13 protein-coding genes and 1 pseudogene are annotated in these 20,058 nt (G+C 35.9%); 13 read left to right on the plus strand and 1 reads right to left on the minus strand.

Annotation, left to right across the window (positions count from 1 at the left end; all coding sequences use genetic code 11):
- The first annotated feature begins 8 nt into the window (after positions 1-8).
- Together NQ503_RS05390 and NQ503_RS05395 are read left to right on the plus strand one after the other, a co-directional pair.
- Positions 9-1,256: an IS256 family transposase gene (locus tag NQ503_RS05390; RefSeq protein ID WP_005426662.1), complete on the plus strand. Its 1,248-nt coding sequence runs from the start codon at positions 9-11 to the stop codon at positions 1,254-1,256.
- Positions 1,257-1,441: 185 nt separating this feature from the next.
- Positions 1,442-2,683, plus strand: coding sequence for an IS256 family transposase (locus tag NQ503_RS05395; protein ID WP_118045231.1), 1,242 nt, complete (start codon positions 1,442-1,444; stop codon positions 2,681-2,683).
- Between the two features lie 444 nt (positions 2,684-3,127).
- Here NQ503_RS05395 and NQ503_RS05400 read toward each other — a convergent pair whose 3' ends face one another.
- Positions 3,128-3,349 (minus strand): hypothetical protein, encoded by a 222-nt coding sequence (locus NQ503_RS05400; RefSeq protein WP_005426657.1) that lies wholly within the window; start codon positions 3,347-3,349, stop codon positions 3,128-3,130.
- Positions 3,350-3,777: 428 nt separating this feature from the next.
- Between NQ503_RS05400 and NQ503_RS05405 the strand changes: the two genes are divergently transcribed.
- From NQ503_RS05405 to NQ503_RS05460, 11 genes and pseudogenes are all read left to right on the plus strand, one after another.
- On the plus strand, positions 3,778-5,574 hold the full coding sequence (locus NQ503_RS05405) for a DUF4209 domain-containing protein (RefSeq protein WP_242999625.1): 1,797 nt from the start codon (positions 3,778-3,780) through the stop codon (positions 5,572-5,574).
- Positions 5,575-6,094: 520 nt separating this feature from the next.
- The gene (locus NQ503_RS05410) at positions 6,095-6,985 is read left to right on the plus strand and encodes a Fic family protein (RefSeq protein ID WP_044925932.1); all 891 of its coding nucleotides are present in this window, start codon (positions 6,095-6,097) and stop codon (positions 6,983-6,985) included.
- Positions 6,986-7,058: 73 nt separating this feature from the next.
- Positions 7,059-9,929, plus strand: a complete 2,871-nt coding sequence (locus tag NQ503_RS05415; RefSeq protein ID WP_005426652.1) for a DEAD/DEAH box helicase family protein — start codon at positions 7,059-7,061, stop codon at positions 9,927-9,929.
- Positions 9,929-10,135 carry a hypothetical protein gene (locus tag NQ503_RS05420; protein ID WP_005426651.1) on the plus strand — a complete coding sequence of 69 codons (207 nt, stop codon included), beginning with the start codon at positions 9,929-9,931 and terminating at the stop codon, positions 10,133-10,135. The genes NQ503_RS05415 and NQ503_RS05420 overlap by 1 nt, the downstream gene beginning before the upstream one ends.
- Positions 10,135-12,111, plus strand: coding sequence for a site-specific DNA-methyltransferase (locus tag NQ503_RS05425; RefSeq protein WP_005426649.1), 1,977 nt, complete (start codon positions 10,135-10,137; stop codon positions 12,109-12,111). Before NQ503_RS05420 ends, NQ503_RS05425 begins: the two co-directional genes overlap by 1 nt.
- A gap of 3 nt (positions 12,112-12,114) precedes the next feature.
- Entirely contained in the window at positions 12,115-13,602 is a 1,488-nt protein-coding gene (locus NQ503_RS05430; RefSeq protein ID WP_005426647.1) for a hypothetical protein, read from the plus strand.
- 14 nt (positions 13,603-13,616) lie between these two features.
- A pseudogene (locus tag NQ503_RS17925) lies at positions 13,617-14,423 on the plus strand (Hachiman antiphage defense system protein HamA).
- Positions 14,420-17,470 (plus strand): DEAD/DEAH box helicase, encoded by a 3,051-nt coding sequence (locus NQ503_RS05445; RefSeq protein ID WP_005426639.1) that lies wholly within the window; start codon positions 14,420-14,422, stop codon positions 17,468-17,470. Before NQ503_RS17925 ends, NQ503_RS05445 begins: the two are co-directional and overlap by 4 nt.
- A 944-nt stretch (positions 17,471-18,414) precedes the next feature.
- On the plus strand, positions 18,415-18,942 hold the full coding sequence (locus NQ503_RS05450) for a replication initiator protein A (protein WP_005426635.1): 528 nt from the start codon (positions 18,415-18,417) through the stop codon (positions 18,940-18,942).
- Entirely contained in the window at positions 18,942-19,748 is an 807-nt protein-coding gene (locus NQ503_RS05455; RefSeq protein WP_005426633.1) for an ATP-binding protein, read from the plus strand. The genes NQ503_RS05450 and NQ503_RS05455 overlap by 1 nt, the downstream gene beginning before the upstream one ends.
- Before the next feature lie 5 nt (positions 19,749-19,753).
- Entirely contained in the window at positions 19,754-19,963 is a 210-nt protein-coding gene (locus NQ503_RS05460; protein ID WP_044926021.1) for a MerR family transcriptional regulator, read from the plus strand.
- Positions 19,964-20,058: the final 95 nt, after the last annotated feature.

Consider the following 20,058-nt stretch of genomic DNA (forward strand, 5'->3'; position numbering starts at 1 on the left):
TTTATTTTATGGCAAGAAAAAAGGATTCACCACAAAAAGCAGCGCTTAGAGAACTCATGGGAAACTACCTGAAAGAAAACAATGTAAAAGTAAAAGATGGAACAGATGTTAATTCCATTATGCGGGATATGATGTCTATCATTTTGGAAGGCGCCCTTGATCAGGAACTGGATGAAGAACTGGGATATTCCAAATATGATTATCGAAATAAAGAAACCGATAATTCCAGGAATGGACATTCCCAGAAAACGTTACATACCAGTTACGGAGATATGGAGATTGATATTCCAAGGGATCGAAAAGGTGACTTCGAACCACAGGTTGTAAAGAAGTATCAGAATTCGATTATGCAGGACATGGAAGAAAAGATCATTTCCATGTACGCAAAAGGAATGACTACTGCCGATATAGAAAGCTACATGCGTGAATTATACGATCTTGAGATCTCCGACAGTACTGTCAGCCGGATCACTGATAAGATCCTGCCAATAGTAAAAGAATGGCAGGAAAGGCCATTAGAAAGTGTGTATGCTGTTGTATTTATGGATGCGATCCATTTCCATGCCCGTAATGAGGGGCAGATTGTAAAACGTGCTGTTTACATTGCGATTGGGATCGATATGGAAGGACGTAAGGATGTCCTCGGAATGTATGTTGGTCAAAATGAAAGTGCCAAGTTCTGGCTCTCCATCCTGAATGGCCTGAAAAACCGGGGCGTAGAAGATATATTGATTGCGTGTGTGGATGGACTGACCGGTTTTCCACAGGCAATTGAAGCAGTATTTCCCCAGACCGAGATCCAGCAGTGCATAATCCATCAGATCAGGAATACCATGAAATTTGTTTCTTACAAAGAGATCAAACCACTTATGGCAGATCTGAAGCGTGTATATGCAGCTCCTACAGAAGAAGTTGCATTGGCAGAACTGGACAGCTTTGACGAAAAATGGAGCGGGAAATACCCTAAGATTGCAAAGTCATGGAAAGATAACTGGGCAAATCTTTCAACGTATTTTAAGTATCCGGAAGCTGTCAGACGTCTGATCTATACCACGAACACGATTGAAGGATTTAACCGCCAGCTCCGGAAAGTCACCAAATCCAAGACGGTATTTCCATCCGATGACAGTCTCTTGAAAATGCTGTATCTGGCCATGATAGATATCACCAAGAAATGGACGGGACACCGTCAGGATTGGGGACAGATCCATTCTCAGCTGGAAATTTTCTTCGAAGAAAGATTGGAAAGGTTATAAGCAGAATGCATGCTAGGCAGGGCTGGCACAGCCAGTCCTGCTTGACATGCCTTAAAACTGCATTATAATACAAACAAGGACAGAACCCTGAAAAACAGGTTCGAGAGTATGAAACTTTTTCTGTAAAATAATGTTTATAAGGTTCTTCTATGATACAATAAATATCATTAGGAGGGCCTTTTATTATGGCAAGACAAAAGAAACCTGTACATCGTGTACAAATGACAGAAGGAAAACGAAACATCATCCATCAGCTCCTGGAAGAGTACGATATCCAGTCTGCAGAAGACATTCAGGATGCGCTCAAGGATCTTTTAGGCGGCACCATTAAGGAAATGATGGAAGCTGAAATGGATGATCATCTTGGTTACGAAAAATCCAAACGCTCAGATAATGATGATTATCGCAATGGTTATAAGCGGAAACAGGTCAACAGCCGGTATGGCTCGATGGAAATCGAAGTGCCACAGGATCGCAAATCAACGTTTGAACCACAGGTTGTAAAAAAACGTCAGAAAGATATTTCCGATATTGATCAGAAGATCATTTCCATGTATGCCAAAGGAATGACTACCCGGCAGATTTCCGAAACCATCGAAGATATTTATGGCTTTGAAACTTCTGAGAGCTTTATTTCTGATGTGACTGATAAGATCCTGCCACAGATCGAAGACTGGCAGAACCGGCCACTGGACGAGGTCTATCCCATTCTCTACATTGATGCAATCCATTATTCTGTAAGGGATAATGGCGTGATCCGAAAGCTTGCTGCTTACGTGATTCTGGGAATCAACACGGAAGGAAAAAAAGAAGTTTTAACCATCAGTGTTGGCGATAACGAAAGCGCAAAATACTGGCTTTCCGTTATGAATGAACTGAAAAATCGTGGTGTCAAAGATGTATTAATCATCTGTGCCGATGGTTTAACCGGAATCAAAGAAGCGATCGCAGCAGCTTTTCCAAAGACGGAATACCAGCGCTGTATTGTACACCAGGTAAGAAACACGTTGAAATATGTCCCAGATAAAGACAGAAAAGCCTTCGCTACGGATCTGAAAACCATTTATCAGGCCACAGATGAAAAGAAAGCTCTGGCAGCCTTAGAGCGTGTAACAGAAAAATGGACACCGAAATATCCGAATTCCATGAAGCGCTGGAAGGATAACTGGGACTCAATCTCGCCGATCTTTAAATTTTCAACGACGGTCAGAACGGTGATTTATACTACAAATGCTATTGAATCCCTGAATTCTACCTACCGGAAACTGAATCGCCAGAGAAGCGTATTTCCAAGCGATACAGCTCTATTAAAGGCACTGTATCTTGCCACATTTGAAGCTACGAAGAAATGGACCAGTACGATCCGCAACTGGGCACAGGTGTATGGTGAACTGAGTATTATGTACGAAGGACGCCTCCCAGAGTAACGAATAAACAGGCGAATAAGACGGGCGGAAAACCGCCTGCTCTTGACATGCCATTCAACAACTGTTATATATAAAACAAGGGTGAGAAGCCTGATTTTCAGGCTTGCCACCCTTGCATATCATAGAAGAATCTTATTTACAGACTTTTTCTCACAGTCTCACAGGTTCTGTCCTCGATAACTAATGACCTATCTTATATCAGTTTTTTCTGTTTACACAAAACTTGAAACGCTCTCGAGAGCGTTTACATTTTTCTTGTACCCTTGATGTAATATATCGAATACTCAACTCTTTTTTATCCAATACAAATCTGCACATACCTAGTCAATAATCGCCTCTTCGTTATTTCTATTCTGCGTTTTATAATTCAAGAATAATTTGCAATTATTTGCAATTCCACCGTTCATCACGATATACTAAAAAATCTTTCCTTCTCAGAAATATTTAATAGTTATCTCCCAGTGTAATAGTTGTTTCCAAACTTTCTATTTTATCGCAAACATCTGTCAGTGAATCATATGGTCCAAGTCCTTTTATATCATTCAATTTATCTGCCAAATCTGATATGGAATTATCTGATCCATATCCTTTTATATCATCCAATTTAGAATTCATTTCTTGTAATTCAGCAAGAATCTGTTCCATAAGATTTACTAATTCATCCATATTCTTTTTCCTCCTTATATAAATGCTCAATAGCAAGTACTATCAAAAATCAACCAAAGTTTTGGTACTTACAATTTAACATTTACTCGTATACGTTTAGACAAGATAAATTAAAAAAGAAGAGCTTTCTGTCGAAACAGATGACACTTTCCTTTCATGACTGATTTTTTGTTGCTCGTCAACTGTCCGGCATCCGAAGTTCGGATTTTATGTGTCAGTTCACATGATAGATATATAGCCTATCTATTGATTACAGTATACACAGAATGAAGGGATTCGGCAATGGATTTGATAGAAAATGGTGGTGCTAGAATGGTAGATTACACACGTAATCAAACAATACTAGTTGGGTCGTTTTTTCTGTGGAAAAGAGGGGAAAATGACGATATAATATGATACAGGATAAGTTGCGATTTGGAGATGAGATAATGAATATATATGAATTATTGAATAAAATTGTAGTGAATAGAAGACATTCGCTGTCGGTCAATTTGTTTACTGAAGAAGCTAGGGAAGAATTAGATGAGAACGAAAAACATATTTTTGATTTGTTGAGGAATATATCTTCTCTAGGAACAAAAATTTATAATAAAGGAATAGAATTTCATCCAATGTTTGTAATGTCCGATGGTAGTCGGACTTTTTCGATAGATGATATATCTGAAGATGATTATTTGGTGCTGCAGAATTTGGAATTGGATAAAATACCTTTGAGCTTACGTGCGTTGATTGCAGATCTACTGTGGACTAAGAAAAAGAAATTTGATGCAGCTAAAATTGCAGCAGATGCGTATTGGCAATTATTTAAGCTGTGGTATAAGGACGAAGATAATATTGGTACGCTTGATATGATTCGCAGAGCAGTGTGTATTTCGGCGCAAACAAAGCAAACTACATTGTATAACGAAATACAAGAGTGGTTTAAGGAGTTTATAGATACTAGGGCAGCAAGTACAGAGGGCTTTTTTGCATTGAGAGTAATGGAATTGTTCTTTGAACAAAAGTATTTTGACGTATCGGTAATTTTGAAAGTATTAGATGATTTGATTGAAAAAAACAACGATAATATTGCAAAGGTAGAACAAGCTTATGAGTTAAAAGAGGAATGTTTATTTAAATTGCAGAGAAAAGAAGAAGCAACGCAAAATAATATTTTGTTGGCAGATTATTATATAAAATTTGCTGAGAAAATATTTCAGAAGGATATACAAGGAGCGTTAAGAGCTGTTAATTTTTTTCAAAAAGGAATAATATTATATCGGAATAATGGAGAGCCGGAAAAGGCAGAAACTACTCATAAAAGGCTTGTTGAAATTCAGAGAGAAATCCCCAAAATAATGGTGCCGTTTTCTATTGAATTAGATATTAAAGGTGTTGTCGACAATCTTAAAGTTAATATGGAAGGGCTATCGTTTGAGGAATGTGTAATTCGGCTGACTCAAATGTTTGTGTTTGAAAAGCAGGAGGATATTAAAAAACGTGTAATAGAAGAATTTAAAGATAACCCGATTTCACATTTGTTTGGCAAGAGTTTAATAAATGCCCAAGGACAAACAGTGCTGGTATTACCACCACTTGATATTCATGATCCAGAAAAAAATCCGAAACTTATGGAACTACATATGTATCAAAATGCATTGGAAAAGCAAAAAGTCACGGGTGATATTTGGATGAAGAATGCTTTGCTTATAATAAGAGATAAATTTGTTATGAATAAATCTATGGTGGAGTTTTTGGTAAAAGATAATCCAATTATTCCAGATGGAAGAGAAAGAATTTTTCAAAGCGGATTATATATGTTTTTGAACGGAGATTATTATGAAGCATTACACATCCTTGCACCACAGGTAGAAAACCTTTTTAGAAATATTGCACGAGAGGTTGGCGGCTTAACAGTAACATTGGAAAATGATGGTTCGTCAATGGAAAAGGTATTAAGTTCAATTTTTTCTTTGCCAGAATTATTAGATTGTTATGATAATGATATTTTGTTTACATTTAGAGGGCTGCTAAACGAGCAATCTGGTGCCAATATACGAAATGAAATTGCACATGGCATCATAAGTGGATATGCTTGCTCTACAGGTGTTTGTCTATATTTTGGTGTGGCAGTTATAAAGTTACTTTCGCTTACATCATCTTCCTGTTATCAGATATTAAAAAAAAGTGAAAAGCTAAAGCATTTTGAAATGCCAGATAAGGACGCACTCAAAGTAGTTAAGTAATATTGCGAAAATCCTTAGTAGTAACTCTAGCTTGTTTTGCTACCAACTTTACTACTAACAGCCCGCAACAACTTGCATAAAAATACTTTTCATTTGCCATGGCAATGTTTAAGGAACGGAGCAAAAGCTTTGATTTTATTGGGTTTCTTGGAGGAAAGTGTAGAATTTATACCTTTGAAAGACCGGATCGGAATAGTTGAAATAATATAAAGGCGTGGGAGAAATCCTACGCCTTTTACATATAATCGCACAATTAGAACGAAAAAAGCCTCGTGATCATGTACGAAAATGAAAGTAAAACTTATTAGACGATATAAGGTATAAATTCATCCTTTGAAAGAATATTAGCTATTTATAGCATCCGTTTTAATAAAGCTATTCGACTAGGAAACAGTTGTTATACCGGCTAAAAATGGTGTAATAAACAGGTGAAATAGATGGCGTTTTTGCCGATAGTGTGATATACTAGTCAGTAGATTAGTAAGTTTGGATTTGATTTATAATGGATGGGGGATGGCAGATGAAATACCTTTTAGTTGCTGATATAGCAAAAAAATGGAATATGTCAGAACGCAGTGTTAGAAATTACTGTGCAAAGGGGCGTGTGAACGGTGCGTTTCTCACTGGTAAGACATGGAACATTCCAGAAAACGCAGAGAAACCGGAGCGCACCAACAAAAGAAAAGAAGAACCGATTACGTTGTTGGATATTCTGAAAGAGCAGAAGGCAAGTAAATACTCCGGCGGGATTTATCATAAGACACAGATTGACTTGACCTATAACTCTAACCATATGGAAGGAAGCCGTCTGACGCACGATCAGACCAGATATATCTTTGAAACCAATACCATCGGTGTAGAAAAAGAAGTGCTGAACGTGGATGACGTGATTGAAACAGCAAATCACTTCCGTTGCATTGATGTGATTATTGATCACGCAAAAGCAGCTCTGACGGAGAAGTTCATTAAAGAAATTCACTTGGTTTTGAAGAATGGCACCAGTGATTCCAGAAAAGATTGGTTTGCTGTCGGCGATTATAAGAAACTTCCGAATGAAGTCGGCGGCATGGATACCGTCCTTCCGGAAGAAGTTGCCGATAAAATGAAGGCATTGCTAACGGAATACAACGCCAAAGAAGAAAAGACCTTTGCGGATATTCTTGACTTCCATGTGAAGTTTGAGCGGATCCATCCATTCCAGGACGGCAACGGTCGTGTGGGCAGATTAATTATGTTTAAGGAATGTCTGAAATATAATATCGTTCCGTTTATCATTGAGGATAATCTGAAGATGTTCTACTACCGTGGACTGAAAGAGTGGAACAATGAGAAAGGTTATTTGACAGATACCTGTTTGACCGCACAGGATAAGTACAAGGCATATTTGGATTATTTTAGAATTGCATATTAAACGTGATTCAAAGTGAAAAATTTGCGATTTGAGAAAAAATAATAATATACATTTTAAAGACGGGAGTAAATACATGTTCTATAAAATGATAGAAAATAAGTGTACACAATGGTATGAATCAGAACGGTGTACGGTTAAAAACTTAATTGAGTATATAGAGAAAACAGGGCAGATGCGTGATGCTCAGATTGAGGCTATTAAGGTATATCTGTTTCTAAAAATTGCCTGTGAATGTAAGCCGTTGACACAGCTGTTTAGACAGGGATTCTTTAATTCTATTGATTTGAATGAGATAGAATTGTCACAATCTACTCGTGAATATTTGTTTCAGAACCCAGCGGCTGCGGCATTATTTGAATATGCATGTTTGAAAAATGATAAAGGTGAACAGGTATCTGAAAAATTGGAAAAACAGATAAAGAAAGATCCAACGGGAATTGATTATAATGAATTCTTTCGTAATGCGTTTTATGGTGTTTCCTATACGGATTATCTGTTTAGCCTTCCTATGGGTGCAGGTAAAACGTATTTGATGGCGGCATTTATTTACTTGGATTTATATTTTGCTTATAACGAGCCAACAAATCCGTCATTTGCACATAACTTTATCATATTTGCACCATCAGGTTTGAAATCATCAGTGGTTCCAAGTCTTAAAACAATACAAAACTTTAATCCATCATGGATTCTTCCGGAGCCAGCAGCAACAGACATCAAGAGGATGATTTCTTTTGAAGTATTGGATCAAAGCAAAACTGCAAAAAAATCAAATAAGACAAAAAATCCAAATGTTCAGAAAATCGCTAATCATCAGCCGCTTTCTGAGTTGTTTGGTCTTGTTGCTGTTACTAATGCGGAAAAAGTAATTCTTGAGCGTATTCAGGAAAAACAGGGACAGATAAATATGTTTGAAGAAAGCGAGGACGATAAAGACCGACAGGCAAATGAACTTCGTAATTTAATTGGTAAGTTACCATCATTGTCTATCTTTATTGATGAAGTTCATCATGCAGTAAGTGATGAAATTAAGCTTCGTGCTGTAGTTACAAGATGGGCGCAGAATCATACAGTCAATTCTGTAATTGGTTTTTCTGGTACTCCATATTTAGACAAAGTTGAAAAAATAAAAGTTGTAGATTCATTGTCTATTGGTACAGCTGAAATCACAAATATTGTGTATTACTATCCACTTATAGACGGTGTAGGAAATTTCTTAAAACGTCCAGTTGTAAAAATTGCAGATATTGCAGATAGCAGCCTTATTATTGAAAAGGGTGTCAGAGAATTTCTTGATACTTATAAAGACATTGTTTATGCAGATGGTTTAACAGCTAAATTGGGTATTTATTGCGGTACTATCGAAAAATTAGAAGAAACAGTATATCCACAGGTATCCCGTATTGTAGCTGAATATGGCCTTGGTACTGATGTTATACTTAAATTCCACAAAGGAAATAAACAGTATAAGATGTCGGCTGATAGTCAGATGCAGTTTGATATCTTGGATAAATCTATTTCTAAAATTCGTATTGTTTTGCTTGTGCAGATTGGTAAAGAAGGTTGGGACTGTCGAAGTCTTACAGGTATTATTCTTTCTCAAGAAGGAGACTGCCCAACCAAGATGGTATTACAGACATCTTGTCGATGCTTGCGTCAGGTGATTAAAAACGGTCAGGAAACGGCGCTGATATATTTGAATGAAAGCAATGCCGAAAAATTAAATATGCAGCTTGAGCGGCAGCACCATATTTCGCTTAAAGAATTTTCTTCTGCAGACAACAGTAAGACTATTTTGAAACGTTATAATCGTACGGCTTATTTAAAGTTGCCTAAAGTAGAGTTTTATCAGCTGAAAATCAGCTATGATACACTTACTGTTGAAAAGGCAAATCCTGAAGTTTCTATTGAAAAATCTGTTGATTCAGCGCAAATTGCAGGTAATATTATCAAAACAACAGATCTTTCTATGAATGTAAATAATATCAGTATCCAGGTGGATGATGCTGAATATGGTACAGAATATGCAACCTTTAATTCTTGGATTTATGGCATTATGAGAAGTGGATTTGGAACACCTTCCATGGCAGAATTAAATGCATATACAGAGCAGTTAAAAGTAGTATATGAAAAAATCACATACGAAAAAGGTGGCTCACGATATTTCAGTTCGAAGTACAATAAAAAGTTGATAGAAGCCAATATTCGCAAAGCTTTTTGTGACAAAACGGATTTCAATACAACGGAAGAACTGATACCAGAAGAAGCCAATTTGTTGAATATTGCGAATTTTACTTCTGAGGTATATGCAGATAATCTGGATAACTACTATCCAAGACAGAATGTTGTTGAAAATATAATGGCTGATGATAAGGGGAAATTGAAAGTCGATAAAAAAACACAGCAGCTAATTGATCTCGCCATAGAAACTGGAAATGACAGAATTGTTTTGGAATTGCAACAGCATGTAACATCTCACCCAAATAAAAATCGTTCGTTTCACTACTTGCCATATCGTACAGATAGTGGTTTTGAACAAACATTTTTAAAAGAGATTCTATCTTTCGATATTATCGAAGAATTAGGTCTGGAAGTGTATTACAATGGCGACCGTGCTATGACAGAGTTTAAAATCAAGTGTTATAAGAAAACTGGTGGAAAATGGAGTTACATTGGTATTTATACACCGGACTTCCTTATCATTAAACGAAAAGATGGCGTTATCCATAAGGTTATTGTTGTGGAAACCAAAGGGCAGATTTATGCAAAAGACCCAGTCTTTAAAGATAAGAAGAATTTTATGGAAACAGAGTTTTCAAAACAGAATAATGCAGCGTATGGTTATGAACGTTTTGATTACCTGTATTTGGAAGATACGTTGCCAGAAAAAGATAGATTGACACAGACACATCAGAAAATCTGTGAGTTTTTTAAGGAGAAAGAGTAATGAATGGAATTAGACCTACTGTAGGCATAGAGTTTGATGATAAATATACTAATGCAAAAAATAAATTGCTTGATTTTATTAAGGCATTAGACGAATTGAATGACATACAAAAAGCAAAATTGGCACAAGAATTTATAACATCATATAGTATGGCAATTTCTTTTGAACAATTTGTAAGTTATATGAAAAACGGAGGAATCAAATAATGCCAATTAAATATGTACCGTTTATACCGGAGCCGGTGGAAGGACAAGCTGTGCTTGGAAATTTTAATAGAATATTGAGATACAAAGGCGCTGACGATGTTTCAATGACAATTCAGCGTGGTATGCCTTTGTATGAAATGGAAAAAAAGGAAACTGTGGGCGAAAACTCCGATGGTAATATGGTTATTCGTGGAGAATGTGTTTCTGCCTGTGCCTATCTCAAAGAGCAAAGCATTCAAGTTGACCTTGTTTACATTGACCCACCATTTGCAAGTGGTGCCGATTACGCAAAGAAAGTATATATTCGTCGAAATCCGAAAGTAGCAGAAGTTATTGCACGGGCTGAACAAGAGCTGGATGTTGATGAATTGAGAGCTTTTGAAGAAAAGATGTATGGGGATATTTGGGATAAAGAAAAATACCTTAGTTGGATGTATGAAAATCTTATGGCAATTAAGTCTGTTATGAGTGAATCTGCATCAATATATGTTCATTTGGATTATCATATAGGCCACTATGTTAAAATCTTATTAGATGAAATTTTCGGAGAGGATAATTTCAGAAACGAGATAATATGGAAAAGAGCGACGGCTCATAGTGATGCAGAATTTTATGGCAATAATTTTGATTGTATTTATTTTTATACTAAATCGCAAACAGAATATGTTTTCAATACTGTTTATCAACCATACGATGAATCCTATATAGCCCGCTTTTCACGAACTGATCCTGATGGAAGAAAATGGGATAGTGGTAACCTCACGGCAAAAGGTTTACAAGGCGGCGGTTATGACTATGAATATAAAGGATATCGTTCTTTATGGAGAATGCCGCTTGAAACAATGGAACGAATGGACCGAGAAGGTAGAATTCACATCACTAAAAATGGTGGTATTAGGTCGAAAGTATATTTAGATGAACTGCCTGGTATGCCCGCACAATCAATGTGGTTAGATGTTAATCCAATCAATTCTCAGGCTAATGAAAAAGTGGATTATGCGACACAAAAACCGGAGGCTTTGATAGAACGTATTATTAGTGCATCATCCAACGAAAATGATATAGTCGCAGATTTCTTTGCAGGCAGTGGAGTTACAGCAGCAGTTTCTCATAAATTAAACCGAAAATTTATTACAAGTGATATTGGACTTAATTCAATCCAGACAACTCGTGACCGTCTCGTTTCTGATGGTTCAGAATTTGATGTGCTTGAAATTAAAGATGGAGTTCAACTTTATCGTAATCCGGTTCAGACAATGGATAAAATCAAGTCCTTGATTCCAGGTCTAAAAAATGAAGATTCCCTTGATTCTTTCTGGGAAGGTGCTATTTCTGACAGCAAGCTTGGTACAATTCCTGTTTACGTGCCAAACTTAATGGATAGTGCATCAAAACTTCTTGATAAAGTGACTATGAACCGTATTATCCATCAGGCGATTCCAGAATTGGATAATGATATTAAAAAGGCTATTGTTTACTATATCGACATTACTGATGAAGTGGAGATTATGAATTTCATCAAAGAAGATGACAGTACGACTGTAGAAATTGAATTGCGTGATCTTAAATCAATTCTTGATGATGTTGTCATTGGTGATTATGCAGAATTCCATGCAGAAGAAATTGCAGGCGGATATGCTGTTGCTATTGATAAATTTATGAGTGATCGTGTGTTGTCTAAAATTGCAGAATTCAATCAGAAAGCATTCCTTAATTCTTCTGCCAAGAAACCGTATAAACCGATTGAAATCAGTGAAGAAGGCTTGGAACTTATTGAATTCCTTAGCTTGGATTGCACTGCGACTGGTGGTGAGTGGCATTCTGATAGTGAAATCAAGATTGATAAAAATGGCTATGTTATCGTAGAGGGCAATAAAACCAAGGAGTTCTGGGATGGTTACATCCGCAGCACAAAGAAACCTCTCCGCCTTAAAATTCGTAATATTTGTGGGGATGAAACTGTTTGGGAGGTGTAATCAATGGCTCAAAATGTGACATTGTATAACCTTTTGATTTCTTGTCCAGGTGATATTAAGGAAGAAGTTACATTGATTGAAGCTGCAGTAGATGAGTTTAATGAATTATATGCTGAAACTTTAGGAATCACAATAAAAACTCGCCATTGGAGTAAGAGTTCTTATGCTCAGTCTGGAGGAAAACCACAGGCATTACTTAACGAGCAGTTTGTAAATAAATGTGATGCAGCAGTTGCGATTTTCTGGACAAGATTTGGCTCACCTACTGATGAGTATGGTTCTGGAACAGAAGAAGAAATTGAAATTATGCTTCAATCTGGAAAACAAGTGTTTATGTATTTTTCGGATAAGCCTATCCCACCATCAAAAATAAATGGTGACGGCTATGAGAAAATACAAGCATTCCGTGACAAATATAAAGACAAAGGAATATATTTCACTTATTCATCCGACGAAGAATTTAAAAAGATGTTTTTTGCCCATCTTTCCATGCATTTTTTGACAGAAAAGAGGGTAAGTGAAACAGCCAATGAATATCGTTCGGAGTTAAAGTTATTAGGTATTGACGAAACTGGAAGATTGACTGAAGAAGCGGTGGTATGCCCATTCGTGTTAAATGCAGAGATTACCATGAAAGGATACATTACTTCGATTAAGAAGATGTATCAGGAGATTTCTGATATGAATGTAGGTGGTAGATCTGCTACAGCTAATACTTTTTTTGCTGTATTTACAAGCCCTGTTGACATAGATGAAGATGAGAAAGAGTTTATTACTGCTGCGGCTGAACAGCTGGAGTGTGAGTTGTCCGATTTCTTTTTTGAACTTGGAAATTTAAACAAAGATACTTTAACATCAAATCCACTCAGTGGTCCTAAGTTGAATGGAACGTCCGAAGAAAAGCAGAAATATTGGAAAATCAAAAAATTGCATGAAACTATTTCTAAAGCTTTGGAATGGGCTCCGGTTGAGAAAGCGTTTTCTGGAATGAATTGTATTAAATTAGCAATTCAAAATTGTGGTAAGGCCATCGACGAAGATGCTGAAATTACGTTTGAAGTTCCAAAAGAATCCTTGCTTACATTAGGTGAATTCCCTAAATTTAATAATGCAGAGATGGGATATTTGCTTACAGATTGTGATATGAGTATTTTGTTCGGAATTGAAGGCACATCTGAATATATTGAATATTCAGAATCAGAGAAAAATGGAAGAACTCCGCATGGAGCACGTCCATATGGTTTGCCAGGATATGTTCCGGATTATAGTGATGATTTCACTGATGAGATAAAAGATGTGTTTTGTTATTCATTCTATTCGAGTGAAGATAATTATATTGTAAAGCTTAAAGTGGATTACATAAAACACAATACAACTGTTGCTTTTCCGACAATTCTTTTTGTGAAAAATGAGATTGATGAGATACCATATAAAATCACATCTAAGAATAATCCGGATGTTGTTGAAGGCTGTATAAAGGTTAAAAGTTAGGAAAGGAATACTACATGGAAAAGCCACAATACATCAATTGGATAGTTGAAGAAACTGGTATTGTAATTAAAGATGACATACCGCTAAAATGCTATAAAATTGATTATAAAGATGATGAAAGTATTCTTGATGACTGGGCATTGCACATTCGAAGAAATTACATAGAAGATACTGAACTTAAAGAAGACGCAGATGACAATGCAATGACTGTTGAACAGTATTTGCATGATTATGTAATTCCACAAAAAGGAGAAGAATTGGGAGCTACGGTACGTTCTGCAGACATAACAGAAATTTTAATTTCCGATTTATTAGAGTTTGTTCATCAGTATTCTGTTCCGAGATATAAATAGAAGAACAGATCCGGAAAAAACAATTCACAACAAGGCACTGATGTCATTGCATATAAGTACAAAAATGAAGATAAAACTCCAAATGATAAAGATGAATTGGTAGCAGCAGAAGTTAAAGCTACCCTCTCTAATACGGAGTACATACCAATCAAAAATGCAATTATCGATTCCAGAAAAGATGAGCATCGATTAGCAAGATCAGTAAACTACTGCAGAAAGCGATTAAAAGAACTGGGCAAAATAGAAGAGGCAGAAGAGGTAAAGAGATTCTTATTTAAACCAGATAATAATTATCGTATTACATATGTAGCTGCAGGAGTTAGTAGTCGTGAAAACGTAGATGATGCCATAGAATTAGATTTTTCTGGTGAAGAACTTGAAATTAGAAAAAATGAACTGATTTTTTATGTACATGGTAAAAAGTTGATGGAATTGGCTCATAACATTTACCAGAGGTGTTGTAAATGATTTTTGGGAAAAATGCAGGCTTAATGTTAAAATATCAAAAAGCAAAGGCTAAAATGGTAGAATATGATGTTTCAAAGCAGGAGTATCCACATTTTCCGCTGAATTCTAATGAATTATCGTATCCAACAACTTATGTGCTGTCACGATACTCAGAATGCATTATAGAAAATAATCATGACGAATTAAAAGAGCTGGAGTTACTTTTGATTACAACTGCAGAATATTATGATTCAGCTTTTAAGTCCAAAGATAGACCAGAATATGATTGGGATTTTTTGCTATCTGGAGCATCTGCCTACTTCCTACGAAAGGATTTTGGTAGTGCTAAAGTGTTGGCAGCAAGAGTAGTTGATTTAATTGATGAGGAGCGATCTCCGCAGAAATTGTTGACGAATATCTATAATTATCTTCTGGGTGGAGTGTATTTGCCATATTTGAGAGTTATAGATACCTATGAGCGAATAAATAATTTTTTCTTGGATTACTTTGGAAAGGGTAAGTCTTTAGAAGCATTAAAGTCAAACTTATGGGTATATAGAAATGAAATATATGAGAATGGAGATCCGGATAGTATATTTTATGTAGATATATTAGTGGCAGTTATTATTGTGGCGTGCGAAAATTCGTCATGGAGTCTTTTGCCGAGTAGTTCAGGTATCTTGGATGAAGAATGGGAGTCATATCTACAAAGTAAGATGTCAATAAAGATGTTATGGCCAGCACAAAGATTAATAGCCGAAAAGGGATTGTTGCGTGGAGAAAGTTCTATCGTTCAACTTCCGACAGGGGTAGGCAAGACAAGAAGTATTGAACTAATTATTAGAGCAGCTTTTTTATCTGAACGAGCGAATATTGCTATTATAGTGGCACCATTAAGAGCGTTGTGCAACGAAATAACAATGGATATGTACAAAGCTTTTGGAAATGATGTCACGATAAATCAGTTTTCTGATGTACTTCAAAATGATTTTTGGAACTTGTTTTCAGAAGATATTAAACGGCAGATACTAATATGTACGCCAGAGAAACTGAGTTATGTATTACATCATGATCCGTTTTTCTTAAGTGCTATAGATTTATTTGTGTTTGATGAAGGTCATATGTTTGATGATGGAGGGAGAGGTGCAACATATGAGTTATTAGTAACACATATACGTCAGAACATAACGAGCGAACAGCAGTTGGTTTTGCTATCTGCGGTATTGCCAAATTCAGGGGATATTGCACAGTGGTTGTTTGAGGATAGAGGTTGTTTGGCGACAGATGATAGAATTGTATCTACACCTAAATCAATAGGATTTTCATCGACACAAAGGGATATTCATTTCTTTTCTGATGATAAATCAAATGAAGATTATTATATTCCCCGAATCCTTCGAGTTGAACAATTGAAGAAGTTACCCCGAGAAAGAAGTAATAAATATTTTCCAGATTTATCATCATCTATAGATGTGGCCATTTATAATGCAATAAAGTTGTGTCATAACGGCAGTGTTGCTATCTATCTTGGGCAGCAACGTTCAATGAAAACGGTATTTGAAAGAATTATAAATTTGGATAAGCGAAACTATGATTTGAAAGCATTAAAAGATAATACAAATCAAGCAGAGCTTTCCAAAATCAAGGGATTTATAGAAAGCTATTATGGTTCAGAGCATTATTATACGAAAGCAGCGGAATTGGGTGTTTTGCCTCATTCATCTAATCTTCAAAATGGAGTTAAGCTTGTTGTTGAACATGCATTGAAGAATAAATATGTTTCTTGCGTAGTGTGTACATCGACGCTTGCACAGGGTGTGAATATCCCGATAAAATATTTATTGGTTACCAGCATTCGAAATGGATTGAAATTAGTAAAAGCTCGAGATTTTCAAAACTTGATGGGTAGAACAGCACGAGCAGGTATATACACAGAAGGAAGTATTATTATTACGGATTGCAAAATATACGACAACCGTACCAACTGGAAAAATGGTGGAGGATATTTATGGAATGATTGCGTGAAGCTATTTGATACAAAATTGACAGAACCTTGTGGCAGTTCTATTCTTTCGTTAGTCCAGGATTTTAACATAGATTATGATGTGACCGTAAGTGGTGAGAAATTTATTGATATAGTGATAGATCACCTTGACGAAAGAGATTTCTTGCTTGATTACGCAAAGAAGTTAGAAAAAGCATACTTAAAAACCAATCCAAAAAGAACACAAAATCTGATTGTGCAGGAAATATTATTGCGTCAGGATATTATATCAAATATAGAAAATTATTTGTGTTTAGTACGTTCCGCAGAGACATTGGTCAATGATAGTAAGAAAAGTATTGTGGATATTTGTACAAATACATTGGCGTATGCTATTGCAACAGAAAAAGAGAAAGAATTACTGATTAAAGTTTTTCAGAAGATAGAAGAGAATATTCAACAATATTCTGTTGAAAAATTGAGCAGATATTCTAATGCAATGTCAGGAATAGGTTTGTCTTCTCTAATAGAGGAATGGATTGTTCAGAATGAACTTACAGAGAAGATATATACAGAAACAGAACTGTTATCTGTTATTGCAGAATTGTATCTGCAAATCTGTGGAGACTTTAGATACCAAGAGCATATACAAAGCATTTGTAAAAAATGGATTGATGGCCAGACTCCAATGGAAATTAACAACAAAGAAACTATTGGAATTGCAGAAGTAGAATCATTATGTAATAAAAGAATCTCATATGAAATGAATTTTCTTATCGGCAATATCTGTGATCTGATAGAAGTTGACGGAGAAAATGAGGAGCAAGTTGATCAAAGGAACATCTTGACATTGTTACAAAAGAAAGTAAAATATGGCGTTCCAAATATGACAGCAATTTCTATTTGTGAGAGTATTTTTAATGATCGTCTATTAGCTATAGAATTAGCTCAAATTTTATCTGATGCGAATATTGGAACGGACAAGATACTTAATATGTTGAAAGCTCATAGTGAAGAAATCTTTAGTTGTCTTGATTCGTATCCGGAATATTTCAAGGATAGATTATCTGTGTTGATGAAATAAAGGTAGCATACTGTATTTACAGATTGCTGAATGTGCATTAAAAATAGAAATTTCTTTTACACAAGAAATTAGAAATAGCAGATCTGTCAATTTGGTGAGGATGACACTTGGGTACAATGTCCATCAGATATTCCAAAAGATTAAGTATTAAAACAAGTGAACTTCCGGCGAAAGAGTGTATAATCGTACAATTTAAACGAAAAAAGCCTCGTGATCATGAACGAAAAAGAAAGCATAATTTATTAGGCTATAGAATGGCTTATGTGAATTGAATGATGACTGATGATTCTGGTGTCGAAAGTAAAAATGATGCAATGACATTATGGATAAATACATGTTGTCTTCCATAAAATCAATTCTATGTTAAAAACATACAGTCTAGACAGCTACTTTTTTAGCTATTATCCAAAAGACATATAATATATAGGCTCAAATGGTGAAAGTGCCCATTTGAGCCTATTATTGTATGAATTCATGCGTTACAACCAGAGCAAGATCCACCCGTGTAAAACAGTATTGTCATTTTGACAATTTTGTATTACTTACGAGTAGCAGACTTGATGGGGTTACGTCCCCATACCCACGTGAAAATATAATTGCTGGCAATTACATTTTAGCAGACACGCAAACGTTTCTGAGTAAGCGTCACAGACAACAAAATAAGGAAATTTTGATAAGGCATTCACCTGGAATGGGTGAGTGTTTTTTTGTTTTTAAGTATTCAATTAACCGAAAAAATAAAAAAATTTTCATCAGGGGGCTGTAAAAATGCCTCTCAGCGTTTCGTTTTATGTAAGGGTATTTTGGACAGGAAAAAATAAAAAAATTTTTATCAAGAACCTGTATTTATGCCCGTCATCTTTTGAATATATGTAAGGACATTTTTTAGCCGGCATAAAAATGATTTTTACAACAGTTAGAAACAGAAATGAGGCGAGAAAAGAATGAAATATGAATACATGAAGGAGTCAGAGCAGATGCTTCAGTACTTCCAGTTTCCAAAGTTTTTGCTGAAGCTGCGCATTTCCCAAAATGCAAAATTTCTTTATATGATTTTGTATGACCGGGTACGGATATCGAGAAAGAATAGCTGGATAGATAAGTATGGAAATGTTTATCTGATATTTCCAATAGAAGAATTGTCTGTTCAAATCGATAAATGCAAATCTTCTGTAAAAACAGCGTTGAAGGAATTAGATGATGTGGGACTATTGGTTCGCAGATCGGGTGGTTTTTCAAAACCCAATCATTTATATGTAAAAATTCCATCTGATGAGATAGGTTTACAGCCGGTTGACGATAAGGCGGTTGAAAAGATGGTTGCAACAGAGTCGGAAAAGCAACCTTCATCTGGTCGTAAAAATGGCTGTACAGGAGTCGGAAATGTGGCACCTAGTAAAGTAACTGAGAAATATAAAAGAAATAAATATCATGAAGTAAATTATTGCTATGGGGAAGGAGAGAGTTTGTGATGAGAGAAGAAGATACTGTATGTGTAGGCAGTGATGGTTTGCAATACTGTAAAGTCTGTGGGGAAGCGAAAGAAGCATTTTTTCCTGAGGGTGGATTTATGGGGATGAAGAAACATTCCAGGCAATGTGCCTGTGACAGAAAAGCGTATGAAGAAGAACAAAAATATTTTAAAGACAAAGAACACCGGGAATTAGTCAGTAGAAATACGAGCATCTGTTTTGACGAGAGCAGGATGGAAGAGTGGACATTTGAGAATGCAGATATGTCAGATGCAGTAATGCATAAGGCAAAAAGCTATGTTGATAACTGGGAGGAAATGAAAAGAAATCATATAGGCTGTTTGTTCTGGGGACCGGTTGGTACTGGGAAAAGTTTTATTGCCGGGTGCATTGCCAATGAACTTCTAAAGCAGGAGGTAACGGTAAAGATGACCAACTTCAATACCATTATCGATGATATATTTCCGCTGGCAGACAAAACGGAATATATCAATGCATTGGCTTCATATCAGCTTTTGATTATTGATGATCTTGGTGTGGAACGAAATTCAGAATATGCGTTAGGAATTATTTTTAGCGTCATAGACCGCAGGATCCGTTCAGGACGACCTTTGATTATTACAACCAATCTTCCGCTGAATGAAATAAAAAGCGAGACGATGTTAGATAAAAGGCGTATCTATGATCGTATTTTGGAAATGTGTACACCCATGTATGTTGGAGGCGCAAGTAAACGAGAAGCAATTGCAAGTATGAAAATGGAAAAAGCAAAAACGTTGTTGAATACAAACAAAGGGGAGGAGTAATGCGAATGAATCATATAGAAAAAACAGTACCTGTCTGGAAAAAATATTCTTTAAATGTTTCCGAAGCAGCAGAATATTATGGAATTGGAGAAAAGAGATTGAGACAGATCGCAGGCGAAAATGAAGGAGCAGATTTTATTTTGGAAGTAGGTTGTCATATCCGATTTAAAAGGAAATTGTTTGAAGATTATCTGGATACAGCCAGTACAGTTTAAGTAACAGAAAAGAAGAAATAGTAATGAAAATAATGTTCATTTTATCTTAGCGAAGAGAAGGTCTTGTGGTATAATGAATAAACCGAGACGGTCTT

It is taken from the genome of Blautia obeum ATCC 29174, from assembly GCF_025147765.1.
Lineage (GTDB): Bacteria > Bacillota > Clostridia > Lachnospirales > Lachnospiraceae > Blautia_A > Blautia_A obeum.

Excerpts from the sequence above, each read along its gene's own strand:
- NQ503_RS05415 (WP_005426652.1), top strand. The coding sequence starts at position 7,059 with ATGTTCTATAAAATGATAGAAAATAAGTGTACACAATGGTATGAATCA.
- NQ503_RS05410 (WP_044925932.1), top strand. The coding sequence starts at position 6,095 with ATGAAATACCTTTTAGTTGCTGATATAGCAAAAAAATGGAATATGTCA.
- NQ503_RS05425 (WP_005426649.1), top strand. The coding sequence starts at position 10,135 with ATGCCAATTAAATATGTACCGTTTATACCGGAGCCGGTGGAAGGACAA.
- NQ503_RS05430 (WP_005426647.1), top strand. The coding sequence starts at position 12,115 with ATGGCTCAAAATGTGACATTGTATAACCTTTTGATTTCTTGTCCAGGT.
- NQ503_RS05455 (WP_005426633.1), top strand. The coding sequence starts at position 18,942 with ATGAGAGAAGAAGATACTGTATGTGTAGGCAGTGATGGTTTGCAATAC.
- NQ503_RS05445 (WP_005426639.1), top strand. The coding sequence starts at position 14,420 with ATGATTTTTGGGAAAAATGCAGGCTTAATGTTAAAATATCAAAAAGCA.
- NQ503_RS05400 (WP_005426657.1), bottom strand. The coding sequence starts at position 3,349 with ATGGATGAATTAGTAAATCTTATGGAACAGATTCTTGCTGAATTACAA.
- NQ503_RS05405 (WP_242999625.1), top strand. The coding sequence starts at position 3,778 with ATGAATATATATGAATTATTGAATAAAATTGTAGTGAATAGAAGACAT.
- NQ503_RS05420 (WP_005426651.1), top strand. The coding sequence starts at position 9,929 with ATGAATGGAATTAGACCTACTGTAGGCATAGAGTTTGATGATAAATAT.
- NQ503_RS05390 (WP_005426662.1), top strand. The coding sequence starts at position 9 with ATGGCAAGAAAAAAGGATTCACCACAAAAAGCAGCGCTTAGAGAACTC.
- NQ503_RS05395 (WP_118045231.1), top strand. The coding sequence starts at position 1,442 with ATGGCAAGACAAAAGAAACCTGTACATCGTGTACAAATGACAGAAGGA.
- NQ503_RS05450 (WP_005426635.1), top strand. The coding sequence starts at position 18,415 with ATGAAATATGAATACATGAAGGAGTCAGAGCAGATGCTTCAGTACTTC.
- NQ503_RS05460 (WP_044926021.1), top strand. The coding sequence starts at position 19,754 with ATGAATCATATAGAAAAAACAGTACCTGTCTGGAAAAAATATTCTTTA.